Here is a 16,080-nt window from a genome sequence, read left to right on the forward strand (position 1 = left end):
CGAAAGCGGTATTGTCGCGAGTTTCCGCCACTTACAAGCTTTCGCAGTTCACCAGTTTGAGTGGGTTCACGGAGTTCATATTGCGGCACTTATCCATTTCGGTCGTCAGATACTCAATCCATTGCATGATTACGACATCCAGAATCAGGATCGACAGAGCGAAAGCTACCAGCCACCAATATTTGCGAATCATCCCGTGTTTCCCTATCTTGCAACCATTTGCTGAAAATATACATGAAACCACGACGGTGAAAAGACGAGGAAAGCGGGGTTTTGTGGGGTATTTCAGGCAATAAAAAAGGCGCTTCCCCATGCCGGTTAGCGCCTTTTTATCAATACAACTCACTGATTGAAAATCAGTTCATGCCGTATTTTTTCAGTTTTTTACGCAGCGTGCCGCGGTTGATGCCCATCATCAGCGCCGCGCGGGTCTGATTACCACGGGTGTATTGCATCACCATGTCCAACAGTGGCTGTTCTACTTCAGCCAGTACCAGCTCATACAGGTCATTAACATCCTGACCATTCAGTTGAGCAAAATAGTTCTTCAGTGCCTGTTTTACCGAATCACGGAGCGGTTTTTGGGTTACCTGATCCTGAGAGTTAACGGTAGAAACGGTCAGTACGTCAGAATTTACGCGTTGTTCGAACATAGTTCTGTCAGCTCTTTATTTCTGTTTACGCAAAATTTTCGAAGTATGCCTCCAACGCCTCCAGCTGTTCGCTGGCATCCTCAATGGCGTTGAATGTGCGCCGAAACTGGTCATTCGGAGCGTGCTCCTGGAGATACCAGGAGACGTGTTTACGCGCGATTCGGTAACCTTTTGCCTGACCATAAAAGTCATGCAGTTCCCGAACGTGCGCGCAAAGCAAGCGCTTAACCTCTGCCAAAGGCAGCGGGGCCAGCAGCTCCCCAGTGTCCAGATAATGCTGGATTTCCCGAAAGATCCAGGGTCTTCCCTGAGCTGCACGGCCTATCATCAGGGCATCCGCCCCCGTATAGTCGAGCACAGCTCTGGCTTTAAGCGGGTCAGTAATGTCGCCATTCGCGATAATCGGAATGGAAACTTTCTGCTTAACTGCCCGAATACTGTCGTATTCAGCTTCTCCATTGAACAAACAGGCGCGGGTGCGTCCATGAATGGTCAGAGCCTGGATACCACAATCTTCAGCCAGTTGGGCAATTTCTACGCAGTTACGGTGTTCCGGAGCCCAACCCGTGCGAATCTTCAGCGTAACGGGAACATCCACTGCATTCACCACCGCGGACAGGATCGACTTCACCAGATCCGGGTATTGCAGCAGGGCTGAACCTGCCAGCTTACGATTCACCTTTTTGGCCGGGCAGCCCATATTGATATCAATAATCTGGGCGCCGCTTTCCACGTTAATACGTGCGGCTTCCGCCATTTCATCCGGGTCGCTACCTGCAATTTGCACGGTGCGAATACCGGGTTCATCAATGTGCACCATCCGCAATCGGGACTTGTCGCTTTCCCAAACCTGCGGGTTAGACGACATCATCTCGGATACGGTCAGACCGGCTCCCATCTCGTAGCACAACGTCCGGAATGGCCTGTCAGTAATGCCAGCCATCGGCGCTGCGATCAGGCGATTTCTGAGCTGGTGGTGTCCGATGCGCATGAGTTAAGAAATGACCATACTGTGACTGCAAGGCGGCGTATATTACGCATTTTTCGCACGAGATGAAAGGCCAAACTTTGAGCAATCCTCTGTTGTAGATCAAGGAATCGCCAGCAATGGCAGGGGTTCAAAATATTAAACCATATTTTTCATTAGGTTACTGGAAAGAGAAAAATTTTGTTAAGGAGATAAATTCACACAAGTAATCGTTTTTTACCGGGGAATAAGCAGGGGGATTGCTTTTATTTCGCGCAAAAAAGGCGGGTTTTGCGAACCTGCTCGCAATTTTTGACCTGACATTTTTTGGGATTATTCGACAACCCTGTGGCGTTTGAGGATGACTTGCGGTTGGGGAAAGGCGAAAAAGACGAAGCGACATGAAAACGTGGCCCGCAGGCCACGCTGAGAAGATTATTTTTTCTGACCGGTGATGCGGCACCACTCCTCTTTCTCCACCACCGGATCGAGGGTGAAGATGTCGGCATAGGCTTCACAGACACTATCTGCCTGGCTGGCAAGGATACCAGAAAGGCCCAGTAAACCGCCCTCAACGGGCAGCACGCTGATTAACGGTGCCAGTTCACGCAACGGGCCTGCCAAGATATTGGCGACCACGACGTCGGCCTGCATCGCTTCTGGCTGATCGTGTGGCAGATAGAGTTCCAGACGTTCTGATACCCCATTACGCTCTGCATTATCGCGGCTTGCCTGGATGGCCTGCGGATCGATATCAATACCGATCGCTTTTGCTGCGCCAAGCTTGAGGGCGGCGATCGCGAGGATCCCTGAGCCACAACCAAAGTCGATCACTGTCTTGCCTGCCAGATCCAGGCTATCGAGCCATTGCAGACAGAGTGACGTTGTTGGGTGGGTGCCCGTGCCAAAGGCCAGGCCCGGATCGAGCATCACATTAACCGCATTAGGGTCCGGGACATCGCGCCAGCTTGGGCAGATCCACAAACGCTCGCCAAAACGCATCGGGTGGAAGTTATCCATCCATTCGCGCTCCCAGTCTTTATCTTCCAGTTGCTCAATCTTGTGGACGAAACCTTCACCCAGTAGTGGGTGGCAAGCGAGTTGGGCGATAACGTCATTCATCTCGGTTTCGGCATCGAACAGGCCGATAACATCGGTATCGCCCCACAGGCGCGTTTCGCCCGGCAATGGCTCGAACACCGGCGTATCATGCGTGTCCTGGAAAGTAATGGAAACGGCACCCGCTTCCATCAGGGCATCGCTCAGCTCTTCGGCGTTAGCGCCGGTGGTGTTCAGTTTCAGTTGGATCCAGGGCATGTCTTAACTCTTTATTGATTAACAGAGATAGTCGGAGCCTGCGACGCCGGTTGACCAAAACGGTTCCCGACAACGAAAGCCAGCAAACTTAACAGTAACGAGGGCACAATCGGGTGGAAGCCCAGGTATTGAATATTAAAGGTGGCGAGCACGGCATACAGCACACCGCCGACAATCATCGCGCTGAGCGCGCCCACCGCGTTCGCGCGTTCCCAGTAAAGCCCCAGCACCAGCGGCCACAAGAACACGGCTTCCAGCCCGCCAAATGCCAGCAGGTTTAGCCAAATGATCATTTCCGGCGGCCGCCATGCCGCCAGCATCATCAGGATCCCAAGCACCAGGGTGGTGATCGTGGAGATGCGTTTCAGACGCTGCTCATGATGTATTTTAGTCGGCTGCGCGTTGAGCCAGAGATCTTTCACGATCGTTGCAGAAGCCTGTAACAGATGCGCATTCACGTTCGACATGATCGCCGCCATCGGTGCTGCGAGGAACAGACCCGCCGCCCATGGCGGCAGCACTTCAACCATCAACGTCGGGATCACGAGATCCGGTACCGACAGATGTGGCAGCACGGCACGGCCCAGTGCGCCCGCCAGATGCATACCGAGCATTAACAGTGCAATGACAACAGTGCCAATGACAATGCCGCGATGCACGGATTTACTGTCTTTATACGAGATGCAGCGTACAGCGGTATGTGGCAGGCCAATCACACCGAAACAGACCAGCACCCAGAATGAGGTCATAAATGCCGGCGTGAGAATATCCGATGCGCCATGCGGGCTGACCAGTTTGGGATCGATATGTTGCAGGGTGTCGACTGCATTATGCAGGCCTCCTGCGGCATGGATCACACCGACCAGCAGCACCAGAGTGCCGATCAGCATCACCATCCCTTGCATTGTGTCGTTCAAAACGCTGGCGCGGAAGCCGCCAAACGCGGTGTACAGCGCAATCGTAATGCCGAAGATCAGCAGCCCGGTTTCATATTTAATGCCGGCAGCGGTTTCCAGTAAACGCGCGCCGCCAATAAACTGCACCGCAATGGCGCCAACAAACGCCACCAACAGACTGACGCTGGCAATCCAGACCACCGCGCGGTTTTGGTAGCGCGCCATCAACATATCATTCAGGGTGATGGCGTTATAACGGCGCGCCAGTATGGCGAACTTCTTGCCAAGAATACCCAGCGACAACCAGATTGTCGGCACCTGGATCATCGCCAGCAGTACCCACCCCAGCCCGAATTTATAGGCAGCGCCTGGCCCGCCAATAAAAGAGCTGGCACTGACATAGGTGGCGGTCAACGTCATCGCCAGCACAAAGCCACCCATTGAACGGCTACCGAGGAAATACTCGCTCAGGAAGGTTCCACTGCTGCGCTGACGCATGGCGTAAAAAGAGAGGCCAAAAACCACAATTAAATAGATGACCAGTACGGCAATGATTTCATTCTGCATCGTTATCCTCCAGGGCGATATCGCGGAAGATAAAACGCACCATTCCCCAGCACAGCAAAATAAACACCAATGGCGTGAGCAGGCAGGCCAGCTCAAACCAGCGCGGCAGCCCGGTGAATCCCTGTACGGAATCGGGTATGTAAGCACATACTAACCAGGCAGCCAGATAAAGAAGGGTCAGCCACAGCGCCCAACGGGCTTCTTTGTGGGCCTGAACAAAACGCTTGTCCATTGTATTCCCTTGTGGATGAAGAAAGCGGGGATTGTACCCTATGGAAAAGATGAGGGGAGAGAAAAAGAAAAAAGGCCGGAAAATCCGGCCTGTTGCGCTGTTTACAGATTATTTTTCCTGCAAACCGAGTTTTTTCTCCAGGTAGTGGATATTGGTTCCACCGCGCTGGAAATTCTCGTCGCTCATAATACGCATCTGCAGATCAACGTTGGTTTTAATGCCGTCGATAATCAGCTCCTGCAACGCATTCTTCATACGTGCAATTGCCACTTCGCGGGTTTCACCAAAGCAAATCAGTTTGCCGATCATTGAATCGTAATACGGCGGGACAGTGTACCCGGCGTAAATGTGCGATTCCCAGCGTACACCAAAACCGCCCGGCGCGTGGAAACGCGTGATTTTACCCGGACTTGGCAGGAAGGTGTTCGGATCTTCGGCGTTGATACGGCACTCTACCGCATGGCCTTTAACCATCACGTCTTCCTGTTTGATGGACAGCGGCTGACCGGCGGCAATACGCAACTGCTCTTTGATCAGGTCAACACCGGTGATCATTTCCGTTACCGGGTGTTCAACCTGAATACGGGTGTTCATCTCAATGAAGTAGAACTCACCGTTTTCGAACAGGAACTCGAACGTACCCGCTCCGCGATAACCGATTTCAACACAGGCTTTCGCACAGCGTTCACCGATAAAGCGACGCAGTTCCGGTGTAATGCCCGGTGCAGGTGCTTCTTCAACCACTTTCTGGTGACGACGCTGCATAGAGCAGTCGCGCTCAGCCAGATAGATAGCGTTGCCCTGGCCGTCAGCCAGTACCTGGATCTCGACGTGGCGAGGATTTTCCAGGTATTTCTCCATGTACACCATGTCGTTGTTGAAAGCGGCTTTCGCTTCCGCACGGGTCATGGCGATAGACTGCGCCAGATCGGCATCTTTACGCACAACGCGCATACCGCGACCGCCACCGCCGCCGGAGGCCTTGATGATTACCGGGTAACCAATGCGTTTCGCATGGGCGCGGTTCACCTCGGTGTCATCGCCCAGCGGGCCATCAGAGCCCGGTACACATGGTACGCCAGCTTGTTTCATCGCGTTAATTGCCGACACTTTGTCGCCCATCAGGCGGATGGTTTCTGCTTTCGGACCGATGAAGATAAAGCCGGAACGCTCAACCTGCTCAGCAAAGTTAGCGTTTTCGGAAAGGAAGCCATACCCCGGGTGAATCGCAGCCGCGCCGGTGATTTCGGCAGCGGAAATGATTGCCGGGATATTCAGATAACTTTTTACGGACGGCGCCGGACCGATACAGACTGTTTCGTCCGCCAGCAGTACGTGTTTTAAATCGCGATCCGCAGTGGAATGCACAGCGACAGTCTTGATGCCCAGTTCTTTACAGGCACGAAGAATACGCAGTGCAATCTCGCCGCGGTTGGCGATAACAATTTTATCCAGCATGTGCGCCTCGTTACTCGATGACGACCAGCGGCTCGTCAAATTCAACCGGTTGGCCACTTTCAACCAGAATGGCTTTCACCACGCCTGCTTTATCGGCTTCAATCTGGTTCATCATTTTCATCGCTTCAACGATGCACAGGGTGTCGCCCACGTTGACTTTCTGGCCAACTTCACAGAACGCTTTCGCGTCCGGGCTCGGGGTACGATAGAAAGTCCCGACCATCGGGGAACGTACGATGTGACCACTGATTTCTGTCGCTGCCGGTGCTTCCATTGCTGGAGCAGCTGTCGGTGCTACAGCGTTAGACAGTGCAGGTTGTTGCATCATCGGTGCGGCATAAGCCTGCTGCATCACCGGGAAACCTGCATTCGGCGCGCTACGGCTGATGCGTACTGACTCTTCGCCTTCAGAAATTTCCAGTTCAGAGATGCCTGATTCTTCAACCAGCTCGATCAGTTTTTTAATCTTACGAATATCCATGAGTGGGTTCCGTACTCTTGTTTAGTGTGATTGTGACAAGCGTTTTACCGCTGTCTGTAAAGCGTATGAATAACCATCCGCACCCAATCCGCAGATAACGCCAGCGGCGATATCAGACAGATAAGAGTGGTGGCGGAATGGCTCCCGCGCATACACATTGCTGAGGTGGATCTCGATAAACGGGATGCCCACCGCCAGCAATGCATCGCGGATAGCGACGCTGGTGTGCGTAAATGCGGCCGGATTGATCAGGATAGAGTCCACGGTATCTTTAGCCTGATGAATACGGTCGATAATTGCGTACTCCGCGTTAGACTGAAAATGCGTCAGTTCCACATCAAGTGCTGCTGCTTCTGTACTCAACTGCTTAACAATATCGTTCAGCGTTAGCGAGCCATACGTCTCCGGCTCACGGGCACCGAGCATGTTAAGGTTCGGTCCGTTCAAAAGCAAAATGTGGAACTTGTCAGCCATTATGCTGCTATCTCCTGCGATTCGCCGGTAAAAAACAAAATATACCTTCGATGCGCGATTGTCACCTTTTCAGAGGCTAAAAACCCCTGTCAGGAAAACCAAAGTCGCACATTATAACGATTTCGTAGCATTTGGCAGCTAAATACTGGTCTTATCAGGGAAGATTATCCATCACCGCCAGCAACATGGCTGTGAATGATAGAAGATCTGCGGGAAAGTGCACAGAATGAGACGTTAATGCCACCATTGGCGGAACTTCTTATAACGCCATGCTAATAGCGCCACGGCGATGATGGCATAGATCACGGGCTGTGGTGAGAGAATCTTCACTGACCAGAGATAGTGAATGGGGGCGAGGATCGCCACCAGATAGACGAAGTTATGCAATTGCTGCCAGCGTTTGCCCAATTTACGTTGCGCCCACTGCGTTGAGGTGACTGCCAGCGCCAGTAAAATGAGCCAGCTTATCGCGCCGAGCATTAAATAGGGCCGCGTGGTCAGCTCCTGACCCAGTAACGTCAGATTGTTGATACCCAGTTCCAACAAGGTATAACTGGTCAGGTGCAGCGTCGCCCAGGCAAAGCACCATAATCCCAGCAGCCTGCGGGTGCGAATTAATAAAGGTTGTTTTGCATAACGCGCCAAGGGAGTGACCAGCAGCGTGGCTAACAGGAATTTTAGCGCCATTCGACCAGTAAAATGCTGAATATCTTTTGCCGGATCGGCGCTGAAATAGCCCTGGCTGGCAGCCCAAAACAGCCAGATAAAAGGCAATAACCCCGCCAGATGGAGGAGGACTTTAAGCCAGGTCACCTGTTTTGCCGTTAAACGCACTCAGAAATTCTCCCGTAAATCTAACCCACGATACAGCGAAGCTACCTCTTCAGCGTAGCCGTTAAAGAGTAACGTTGGCTGGCGTTTTACATCCAGCGCACCACCTGAACCAATAAAGCGTTCGGTGGCTTGCGACCAGCGAGGGTGGTCAACATGCGGATTCACGTTGGCGAAAAAACCATACTCATCGGGTGCCGACAGGTTCCATGTCGTGGGCGGGCGCTGGCTGGTCAGTTTAATACTGACAATCGACTTGATGCCTTTAAAACCGTATTTCCACGGCACCGTCAGGCGAATAGGTGCACCATTTTGTGGCGGCAGCGCTTTACCGTAAACGCCAACGGTGAGGAGTGTTAGCGGATGCATGGCTTCATCTATACGTAATCCTTCGACGTAAGGATACGCCAGGCCGCCGCCAATAAAGCGATCCTTCTGCCCTGGCATCTCTTCTGGCGCGTAGCGCGTCTGGAAGGCAACGTATTTTGCCTTGCTGGTGGGTTCAACCTGCGCCAGCAGTTTATGGAGCGGGAAGCCAATCCACGGCACCACCATTGACCAGGCTTCCACGCAACGCATCCTGTAAATGCGCTCTTCCAGCGGGAAGCGCGACGTCAGCGCATCATGGTCAAGGGTTAATGGTTTCGCGGCTTCGCCATCAATGGTTAATGTCCAGGGGTCGGTTTTCATCCCGCCAGCATTGGCAGCAGGGTCGGCTTTGTCCAGACCAAATTCGTAGAAGTTGTTATAACCGGTGACCTTATCTTCCGGCGTCAGCGCCAACGTGGATTGCCAGGCGTCCGGTTTACTGAAATCAAGGGCTTTACCGGATGGGGCTTTCGGGCGGTCATGGCCTTTAAACCAGTCCAGTAAATCAGCATGGCCGCTGGCAGGAAGGGTTAGCGCTGTTGCGCCAATGCCCAACATCTTCAGTACCTGTCGGCGTTGTAACATAAAAACGGATTCGGCAGTTACGTCGGCTTCGGTCAATTTTTTCTTCATGGCATCCTCCGCTACTTTCCTCTTAAGCATGGTGGAAACAATGCGTTAGTGCGAGTAGGAGTGTGTTACCAAACATTGTAAATTTAGCGTCTTAACTATCTCTTTGGCCTATTGATGATTGGCAAATAATTTCTGAGGTCTATACTCGCAATAATGAAATACGGTGCCATTTTATTGCCAGTCTCAGCAGGCTATCTCGGGGGCGTCACTACGCCGAAGTTAGTACTTACCAGGGTAACGTTATCCCGGCTGGAACCGTCTTGTTCTTTATATAAACGGAGTTAACACAGGGATGCGATTAACGACGAAATTCTCCGCATTTGTAACACTACTGACGGGATTGGCGATCTTCGTTACCCTGATTGGCTGTTCACTCAGTTTTTATACTGCTATCCAGAATAAGGTTGCTAACCGCGTACAAGCGGTAGCGGCCGTTGTTGATGCGCGTTTGATCTCCTCCTCACCCTCTGCTCTCTTGCATCAGCTTGATGAATTAATGGTGCCGGTAGACATCATCGGTATTGATGTCAAACAGGGCGAGCACGTTATCCTCAGTTACACTCGTAAAAGCACTTACCGCCCGGCAGGCAGCAATTATCAATACCGGGAGTTGCAGATTCCTTCGGTGAAAAACCCAGGATTTGTGATAACACTGGTCTATCAGGATCCAATGGCGAACTATTTTCGTTCGCTGCTGACGACCGCGCCGCTAACGCTGGCGATCGGCTTTATGATTGTCATTATCTTTTTGTCGGTGCGCTGGTTGCGCCGACAACTTTCCGGGCAGGAGTTGCTGGAAACACGCGCCACGCGGATCCTCAATGGCGAGCGAGGCCCGCAAGTCCGCGGCAGCATTTATGAATGGCCGTCGCGCACCAGCAGCGCGCTGGATGTGCTGCTGACGGATATCCAGTTCGCCAGCGATCAGCGTAGTCGTATGGATACGTTAATCCGCTCTTATGCCGCGCAAGATACCCGCACTGGCCTCAATAACCGTCTGTTTTTTGATAATCAGTTAGCGACCTTACTGGAGGACCAGGAAAAAGTCGGAGCGCATGGTGTGGTGATGATGATCCGCCTGCCGGATTTTGACCTGCTACGCGATAGCTGGGGATTGTCGGCAGTCCAGGAGCATCTCTTTGCGCTGATCAATTTACTCTCCACCTTTATTATGCGTTATCCTGGCGCGCTGCTGGCCCGTTATCATCGTAGTGATTTTGCGGTTCTGCTCCCACACCGCACGTTAAAAGAAGCGGAAAGTATCGCCGGGCAGATCCTCAACGCGGTGGATGGCTTGCCGCCGAGCAAAATGTTGACCCGTGAAGATATGATGCATATCGGGATTTGCGCCTGGCGCAGCGGGCAGTCCACCGAGCAGGTTATGGAGCACAGTGAAGCCGCCGCGCGCAATGCGGTGCTGCAAGGTGGTAATAGCTGGTCAGTGTATGATGACTCGTTACCAGAACAGGGGCGTGGCAATGTTCGCTGGCGCACGCTGATTGAGCAAATGTTAAGCCGGGGTGGGCCGCGTGTTTACCAGAAACCGGCGGTGAATCGTGACGGACAGGTGCATCATCGGGAATTAATGTGCCGTATTTACGACGGCGAGCAGGAAGTGATTGCCGAAGAGTATATGCCGATGGTGCTGCAATTTGGTTTATCCGAAGAGTATGACCGTCAGCAGGTGACACGACTGATTCCGTTTATCCGTTTCTGGCCGGAAGAAAACCTTGCTATGCAAGTGACGGTTGAGTCGCTGATCCGCCCGCGTTTTCAGCGCTGGGTGCGTGATACGCTAATGCAGTGCGAAAAATCGCAACGTAAACGGATTATTTTTGAACTTGCCGAGGCGGATGTTTGTCAACACATCAGCCGATTACAGTCAGTTGTGCGTTTGATCAATGCATTAGGCGCTCGCGTGGTGGTTAATCAGGCGGGGCTGACGTTGGTTAGCACCAGTTGGATTAAAGCGTTGGATGTTGAGTTATTAAAGCTGCATCCGGGGTTGGTCAGGAACATTGAAAAACGCACGGAAAACCAGTTGCTGGTTCAAAGCCTTGTGGAGGTGTGCAAAGGCACGCGTACGCGGGTTTTCGCCACGGGCGTCCGCTCCAGGGTGGAATGGCAGACGCTGGTGGAATGTGGCGTTGCGGGTGCGCAGGGGGATTTCTTCGCCGCTTCTCAAGCGCTCGATACCAATGTGAAAAAATATTCGCAAAGATATTCGGTTTGAACTGCTGTTTGAGCCGTTTTCACGTAGAATAATGCGCGCTGCTTTGTATGGGGGTGTGCTTGCCTGCCCGCCGGATCGTTGCGGCGTTTAAAAAGCCGGTTTGACCTTTGACAGGTTGTAAACGCAGGGTACTGGAACAGTTGGATTTTATCGCTTCCGGACGAAGTCATGTCGTTTTGCAACAAAGGAAACAAACTGCACTAATTTTCACCGTAGCAGACAGTTTTTGCGCCTTGTCGCTGCTGCGTGTGGTTGGTAAAGTAAGCGGATTTTGTTTCCGCCCCAGCTTTCAGGATTATCCCTCAGTATGTTGAAAAAATTTCGTGGCATGTTTTCCAATGACCTGTCCATTGACCTGGGTACCGCGAATACCCTGATTTATGTAAAAGGACAAGGCATCGTATTGAATGAGCCTTCCGTGGTGGCCATTCGCCAGGATCGTGCCGGTTCACCGAAAAGTGTAGCCGCTGTAGGTCATGAAGCGAAACAGATGCTTGGTCGTACGCCAGGCAATATCGCCGCTATCCGCCCGATGAAAGACGGCGTTATTGCTGACTTCTTCGTGACCGAAAAAATGCTGCAGCACTTTATTAAACAAGTGCACAGCAACAGCTTTATGCGTCCGAGCCCGCGTGTACTGGTTTGTGTTCCGGTTGGCGCGACCCAGGTTGAACGCCGTGCAATTCGTGAATCTGCTCAGGGTGCTGGCGCCCGTGAAGTGTTTCTGATTGAAGAACCGATGGCCGCCGCGATTGGCGCAGGCTTACCGGTTTCTGAAGCGACCGGTTCAATGGTTGTGGATATCGGTGGTGGTACCACCGAAGTGGCGGTTATCTCCCTGAACGGTGTGGTGTACTCCTCTTCCGTGCGTATCGGTGGTGACCGTTTTGATGAAGCGATTATTAATTATGTGCGCCGTAACTACGGTTCTCTGATTGGTGAAGCAACGGCAGAGCGCATCAAGCATGAAATCGGTTCTGCGTACCCGGGTGATGAAGTGCGCGAAATTGAAGTCCGTGGCCGTAACCTGGCTGAAGGCGTACCGCGTGGCTTCACGCTGAACTCCAACGAAATTCTGGAAGCGTTGCAGGAACCGTTGACGGGCATCGTAAGCGCTGTGATGGTCGCACTGGAACAGTGCCCACCGGAACTGGCGTCCGATATCTCCGAACGCGGTATGGTATTGACCGGCGGCGGCGCGCTGCTGCGTAACCTCGATCGCCTGTTGATGGAAGAGACAGGTATTCCAGTTGTAGTTGCAGAAGATCCACTGACTTGCGTAGCGCGTGGCGGCGGCAAGGCGCTGGAAATGATCGACATGCACGGCGGCGACCTGTTCAGCGAAGAATAGTCCGTGTCAGATTCGGAGCGCTATGTCGCTCCGAATCTGGCTGGCCTGAGAATACGCAAAGCCTATGAAGCCAATTTTTAGCCGTGGCCCGTCACTGCAGATTCGTCTTTTCCTGGCGGTCCTGGTGGCGCTCGGAGTCATTATTGCCGACAGCCGCCTCGGTACGTTCAGTCAAATCAGAACGTACATGGATACTGCCGTCAGTCCTTTCTATTTTATTTCTAACGGTCCTCGCGAATTATTAGACAGCGTTTCGCAAACGCTGGCCTCGCGCGATCAGCTTGAGCTTGAAAATCGGGCATTGCGTCAGGAATTGCTGCTGAAAAACAGCGAGCTGCTAATGTTAGGGCAGTATAAGCAGGAGAACGCGCGCCTGCGTGAACTGCTGGGTTCACCGCTGCGTCAGGATGAGCAAAAAATGGTGACCCAGGTTATTTCAACGGTGAATGACCCTTATAGCGATCAAGTGGTTATCGATAAAGGCAGCGTCAACGGCGTATATGAAGGTCAGCCGGTGATCAGCGATAAAGGCGTGGTGGGGCAGGTTGTCGCGGTAGCGAAACTCACCAGTCGGGTGCTGCTGATTTGCGATGCGACCCACGCATTGCCCATCCAGGTACTGCGTAATGATATCCGCGTGATTGCCGCTGGTAACGGTTGCACCGATGATCTCCAACTGGAACATCTGCCCGCGAACACCGATATCCGTGTCGGCGACGTGCTGGTGACCTCTGGCCTTGGGGGGCGTTTCCCGGAAGGTTATCCGGTGGCGGTCGTTTCCTCGGTCAAACTGGATACACAGCGTGCTTACACGGTGATTCAGGCGCGTCCAACCGCAGGTCTGCAACGTCTGCGTTATCTGCTGCTGTTATGGGGCGCGGATCGTAATGGTTCTAACCCAAGAACGCCGGAAGATGTCCATCGCGTCGCGAATGAACGTCTGCTGCAAATGATGCCGCAGGTGCTGCCTTCTCCGGATGTGATGGGGCCGCCAGCACCCATGCCAGCTCCTGCGACCGGCATGACGCAACCACCTCCCTCAGCCTCGACGGGAGGGCAATAGTGGCAAGTTACCGTAGCCAGGGGCGCTGGGTTATCTGGCTCTCGTTTTTCATTGCTCTGTTGCTTCAAATTATGCCCTGGCCGGATGACATCATTGTCTACCGGCCAAACTGGGTGCTGCTTATTCTGCTTTACTGGATCCTGGCGTTGCCGCACCGCGTAAATGTCGGTACGGGTTTCGCCATGGGTGCCATACTGGATCTGATTAGCGGATCCACACTTGGCGTACGTGCGTTGTCATTAAGCATTGTCGCCTATCTGGTCGCACTGAAATTTCAGTTATTCCGTAATCTGGCGCTCTGGCAACAGGCGCTGGTGGTGATGTTGTTGTCGTTGGCTACCGAAGTGATTGTCTTCTGGGCGGAATTTTTGGTGATTAACGTTTCGTTCAAGCCTGATATTTTCTGGAGCAGTCTTGTCAATGGCGTGCTCTGGCCATGGCTGTTCCTGTTAATGCGTAAAATTCGCCAGCAGTTCGCGGTGCAATAAAGGTTTTTATGACAGATATCTGGCTTGCTTCCGGCTCCCCTCGTCGTCAGGAACTGCTCACCCAGTTGGGCGTAACGTTCAGGCGCATTATTCCGGGCATTGAAGAACAGCGTCAGGCGCAGGAATCCGCCCGGCAATACGTAACGCGGCTGGCGCGAGAAAAAGCGCAGGCGGGCGTGGCGATGGCAACGCAGGATCTGCCGGTGTTGGGTGCCGATACCATCGTGATATTTAATGGTGAAGTGCTTGAAAAACCGAAAGACTCCTCGCATGCTGCCAGTATGTTGCGTCAGCTTTCCGGGCAAACACATCAGGTGATGACTGCGGTGGCGCTGGCGGACAGCCAGTATCTGCTCGATTGCCTGGTGGAAACGGAAGTGACCTTCAGAGTGTTGTCAGACGCGGATATCGCCGCTTATGTTGCCAGCGGCGAGCCACTGGATAAAGCGGGCGCCTACGGTATTCAGGGCGCTGGCGGCTGTTTCGTCAGGAAGATTAACGGTAGCTATCATGCCGTTATGGGGTTACCGCTGGTAGAAACCTGGGAATTGCTGAGCAATTTTAACGCACTGCGCGAGGGAAGAGATAATCATGACGGCTGAATTACTGGTCAACGTAACACCATCGGAAACACGCGTCGCGTATATTGACGGCGGTATCCTTCAGGAAATTCACATCGAGCGTGAAGCACGGCGCGGGATAGTAGGCAATATCTACAAAGGTCGGGTTAGCCGGGTTCTGCCGGGTATGCAGGCGGCTTTTGTAGATATTGGTCTGGAAAAGGCGGCATTCCTTCACGCTTCCGACATTATGCCGCACACTGAATGCGTCGCCGGAGAAGAGCAGAAGAACTTCACCGTCCGCGATATTTCCGAGCTGGTTCGTCAGGGACAGGATCTGATGGTGCAGGTGGTGAAAGATCCCCTCGGTACGAAAGGTGCACGCCTGACCACGGACATTACCCTCCCTTCACGTTATCTGGTGTTTATGCCAGGTGCTGCACATGTGGGGGTTTCCCAACGTATTGAAAGTGAAGCCGAGCGCGAGCGCCTCAAGCAGGTCGTGGCAGCCTATTGCGATGAGCAGGGCGGTTTTATCATTCGCACGGCGGCGGAGGGCGTATGTGAAGAGGATCTCGCCTCTGATGCGGCCTACCTGAAGCGCGTCTGGACCAAGGTGATGGAGCGCAAAAAGCGCCAGCAGTCGCGCTGCAAACTGTATGGCGAACTGGCGCTGGCACAGCGTGTGCTGCGCGATTTCGCCGATGCCCATCTCGACCGTATTCGCGTTGACTCCCGGCTGACATTTGAAGCGTTGCTGGAGTTTACTGCGGAGTACATCCCGGAGATGACCAGCAAGCTTGAGCACTACAGCGGGCGGCAGCCGATTTTCGATCTCTTTGATGTGGAAAACGAAATTCAGCGGGCGCTGGAGCGGAAAGTTGAGCTGAAATCGGGCGGTTATTTGATCATTGATCAGACCGAGGCGATGACCACGGTGGATATCAATACCGGTGCGTTTGTCGGCCATCGTAATCTCGACGACACTATCTTCAACACTAACATTGAAGCCACGCAGGCGATCGCCCGCCAGCTGCGTTTACGCAACCTCGGCGGCATTATCATTATCGATTTTATCGACATGAATAATGAGGATCATCGCCGTCGCGTACTGCATTCTCTGGAGCAGGCATTGAGCAAGGATCGGGTGAAAACCAGCATCAATGGTTTCTCCCAACTTGGGCTGGTGGAAATGACCCGCAAGCGCACGCGTGAAAGCGTGGAACATGTTCTGTGTAATGAGTGTCCGACCTGTCATGGCCGTGGCACCGTAAAAACGGTGGAAACCGTGTGCTATGAAATCATGCGCGAGATTGTGCGTGTGCATCATGCTTACGATTCCGATCGCTTCCTGGTTTACGCTTCTCCGGCGGTGGCCGAGACACTGAAAGGCGAAGAGTCACACGCGCTGGCGGAGGTGGAAATCTTCGTCGGTAAACAGGTCAAAGTACAAATCGAGCCGCTCTATAATCAGGAACAGTTCGACGTAGTAATGATGTGATTGCGC

17 protein-coding genes are annotated in these 16,080 nt (G+C 53.0%); 6 read left to right on the forward strand and 11 right to left on the reverse strand.

Annotated elements, in window-relative coordinates; genetic code table 11:
• Positions 1 to 31: 31 nt before the first annotated feature.
• The 11 genes from O9K67_RS02590 to msrP form a co-directional block, all read right to left on the reverse strand.
• The gene (locus O9K67_RS02590) at positions 32 to 193 is read right to left on the reverse strand and encodes a DUF2556 family protein (RefSeq protein WP_071889848.1); all 162 of its coding nucleotides are present in this window, start codon (positions 191 to 193) and stop codon (positions 32 to 34) included.
• A 163-nt stretch (positions 194 to 356) separates the two neighbouring features.
• Complete coding sequence (gene fis / locus O9K67_RS02595) at positions 357 to 653, reverse strand: DNA-binding transcriptional regulator Fis (RefSeq protein WP_000462905.1); 297 nt, start codon at positions 651 to 653, stop codon at positions 357 to 359.
• 25 nt (positions 654 to 678) lie between these two features.
• Positions 679 to 1,644 carry a tRNA dihydrouridine synthase DusB gene (gene dusB, locus O9K67_RS02600; protein WP_061492952.1) on the reverse strand — a complete coding sequence of 322 codons (966 nt, stop codon included), beginning with the start codon at positions 1,642 to 1,644 and terminating at the stop codon, positions 679 to 681.
• Positions 1,645 to 2,055: 411 nt separating this feature from the next.
• On the reverse strand, positions 2,056 to 2,937 hold the full coding sequence (prmA, locus tag O9K67_RS02605; RefSeq protein WP_061492953.1) for a 50S ribosomal protein L11 methyltransferase: 882 nt from the start codon (positions 2,935 to 2,937) through the stop codon (positions 2,056 to 2,058).
• 11 nt (positions 2,938 to 2,948) lie between these two features.
• Positions 2,949 to 4,400: a sodium/pantothenate symporter gene (panF, locus tag O9K67_RS02610; protein WP_061492954.1), complete on the reverse strand. Its 1,452-nt coding sequence runs from the start codon at positions 4,398 to 4,400 to the stop codon at positions 2,949 to 2,951.
• Entirely contained in the window at positions 4,390 to 4,632 is a 243-nt protein-coding gene (locus O9K67_RS02615; protein ID WP_061492955.1) for a YhdT family protein, read from the reverse strand. Before O9K67_RS02615 ends, panF begins: the two co-directional genes overlap by 11 nt.
• 108 nt (positions 4,633 to 4,740) lie before the next feature.
• On the reverse strand, positions 4,741 to 6,090 hold the full coding sequence (gene accC / locus O9K67_RS02620; protein ID WP_061492956.1) for an acetyl-CoA carboxylase biotin carboxylase subunit: 1,350 nt from the start codon (positions 6,088 to 6,090) through the stop codon (positions 4,741 to 4,743).
• Between the two features lie 10 nt (positions 6,091 to 6,100).
• Positions 6,101 to 6,571, reverse strand: a complete 471-nt coding sequence (gene accB / locus O9K67_RS02625; RefSeq protein ID WP_061492957.1) for an acetyl-CoA carboxylase biotin carboxyl carrier protein — start codon at positions 6,569 to 6,571, stop codon at positions 6,101 to 6,103.
• Positions 6,572 to 6,592: 21 nt separating this feature from the next.
• On the reverse strand, positions 6,593 to 7,045 hold the full coding sequence (gene aroQ, locus O9K67_RS02630; protein WP_061492958.1) for a type II 3-dehydroquinate dehydratase: 453 nt from the start codon (positions 7,043 to 7,045) through the stop codon (positions 6,593 to 6,595).
• Between the two features lie 234 nt (positions 7,046 to 7,279).
• Positions 7,280 to 7,879 (reverse strand): protein-methionine-sulfoxide reductase heme-binding subunit MsrQ, encoded by a 600-nt coding sequence (gene msrQ / locus O9K67_RS02635; RefSeq protein WP_061492959.1) that lies wholly within the window; start codon positions 7,877 to 7,879, stop codon positions 7,280 to 7,282.
• Positions 7,880 to 8,878: a protein-methionine-sulfoxide reductase catalytic subunit MsrP gene (msrP, locus tag O9K67_RS02640; protein WP_061492960.1), complete on the reverse strand. Its 999-nt coding sequence runs from the start codon at positions 8,876 to 8,878 to the stop codon at positions 7,880 to 7,882. It abuts the gene before it with no gap.
• Between the two features lie 292 nt (positions 8,879 to 9,170).
• Between msrP and csrD the strand changes: the two genes are divergently transcribed.
• The 6 genes from csrD to rng all read left to right on the forward strand — a co-directional run bounded on the left by csrD (position 9,171) and on the right by rng (position 16,074).
• Positions 9,171 to 11,111 carry an RNase E specificity factor CsrD gene (gene csrD, locus O9K67_RS02645; protein WP_061492961.1) on the forward strand — a complete coding sequence of 647 codons (1,941 nt, stop codon included), beginning with the start codon at positions 9,171 to 9,173 and terminating at the stop codon, positions 11,109 to 11,111.
• 307 nt (positions 11,112 to 11,418) lie between these two features.
• Positions 11,419 to 12,462 carry a rod shape-determining protein MreB gene (gene mreB / locus O9K67_RS02650; protein WP_006818047.1) on the forward strand — a complete coding sequence of 348 codons (1,044 nt, stop codon included), beginning with the start codon at positions 11,419 to 11,421 and terminating at the stop codon, positions 12,460 to 12,462.
• A 64-nt stretch (positions 12,463 to 12,526) separates the two neighbouring features.
• Positions 12,527 to 13,525: a rod shape-determining protein MreC gene (mreC, locus tag O9K67_RS02655; RefSeq protein ID WP_061492962.1), complete on the forward strand. Its 999-nt coding sequence runs from the start codon at positions 12,527 to 12,529 to the stop codon at positions 13,523 to 13,525.
• A complete protein-coding gene (gene mreD / locus O9K67_RS02660; protein WP_061492963.1) occupies positions 13,525 to 14,013 on the forward strand; it encodes a rod shape-determining protein MreD in 489 nt (162 codons plus the stop codon). Before mreC ends, mreD begins: the two co-directional genes overlap by 1 nt.
• A gap of 8 nt (positions 14,014 to 14,021) precedes the next feature.
• Positions 14,022 to 14,615 (forward strand): Maf family protein, encoded by a 594-nt coding sequence (locus O9K67_RS02665; protein WP_061492964.1) that lies wholly within the window; start codon positions 14,022 to 14,024, stop codon positions 14,613 to 14,615.
• Positions 14,605 to 16,074 (forward strand): ribonuclease G, encoded by a 1,470-nt coding sequence (rng, locus tag O9K67_RS02670; protein WP_061492965.1) that lies wholly within the window; start codon positions 14,605 to 14,607, stop codon positions 16,072 to 16,074. Before O9K67_RS02665 ends, rng begins: the two co-directional genes overlap by 11 nt.
• Positions 16,075 to 16,080: the final 6 nt, after the last annotated feature.

The sequence above is a fragment of the Kosakonia oryzendophytica genome (assembly GCF_027886705.1).
GTDB classification, from domain to species: Bacteria; Pseudomonadota; Gammaproteobacteria; order Enterobacterales; family Enterobacteriaceae; genus Kosakonia; species Kosakonia oryzendophytica.

Bases quoted from the DNA above. Each gene is read 5' to 3' on its own strand.
- rng (WP_061492965.1), top strand. From the start codon at position 14,605: ATGACGGCTGAATTACTGGTCAACGTAACACCATCGGAAACACGCGTC.
- panF (WP_061492954.1), bottom strand. From the start codon at position 4,400: ATGCAGAATGAAATCATTGCCGTACTGGTCATCTATTTAATTGTGGTT.
- aroQ (WP_061492958.1), bottom strand. From the start codon at position 7,045: ATGGCTGACAAGTTCCACATTTTGCTTTTGAACGGACCGAACCTTAAC.
- O9K67_RS02665 (WP_061492964.1), top strand. From the start codon at position 14,022: ATGACAGATATCTGGCTTGCTTCCGGCTCCCCTCGTCGTCAGGAACTG.
- prmA (WP_061492953.1), bottom strand. From the start codon at position 2,937: ATGCCCTGGATCCAACTGAAACTGAACACCACCGGCGCTAACGCCGAA.
- mreC (WP_061492962.1), top strand. From the start codon at position 12,527: ATGAAGCCAATTTTTAGCCGTGGCCCGTCACTGCAGATTCGTCTTTTC.
- accB (WP_061492957.1), bottom strand. From the start codon at position 6,571: ATGGATATTCGTAAGATTAAAAAACTGATCGAGCTGGTTGAAGAATCA.
- mreB (WP_006818047.1), top strand. From the start codon at position 11,419: ATGTTGAAAAAATTTCGTGGCATGTTTTCCAATGACCTGTCCATTGAC.
- O9K67_RS02615 (WP_061492955.1), bottom strand. From the start codon at position 4,632: ATGGACAAGCGTTTTGTTCAGGCCCACAAAGAAGCCCGTTGGGCGCTG.
- dusB (WP_061492952.1), bottom strand. From the start codon at position 1,644: ATGCGCATCGGACACCACCAGCTCAGAAATCGCCTGATCGCAGCGCCG.
- fis (WP_000462905.1), bottom strand. From the start codon at position 653: ATGTTCGAACAACGCGTAAATTCTGACGTACTGACCGTTTCTACCGTT.
- O9K67_RS02590 (WP_071889848.1), bottom strand. From the start codon at position 193: ATGATTCGCAAATATTGGTGGCTGGTAGCTTTCGCTCTGTCGATCCTG.
- msrP (WP_061492960.1), bottom strand. From the start codon at position 8,878: ATGAAGAAAAAATTGACCGAAGCCGACGTAACTGCCGAATCCGTTTTT.
- accC (WP_061492956.1), bottom strand. From the start codon at position 6,090: ATGCTGGATAAAATTGTTATCGCCAACCGCGGCGAGATTGCACTGCGT.
- csrD (WP_061492961.1), top strand. From the start codon at position 9,171: ATGCGATTAACGACGAAATTCTCCGCATTTGTAACACTACTGACGGGA.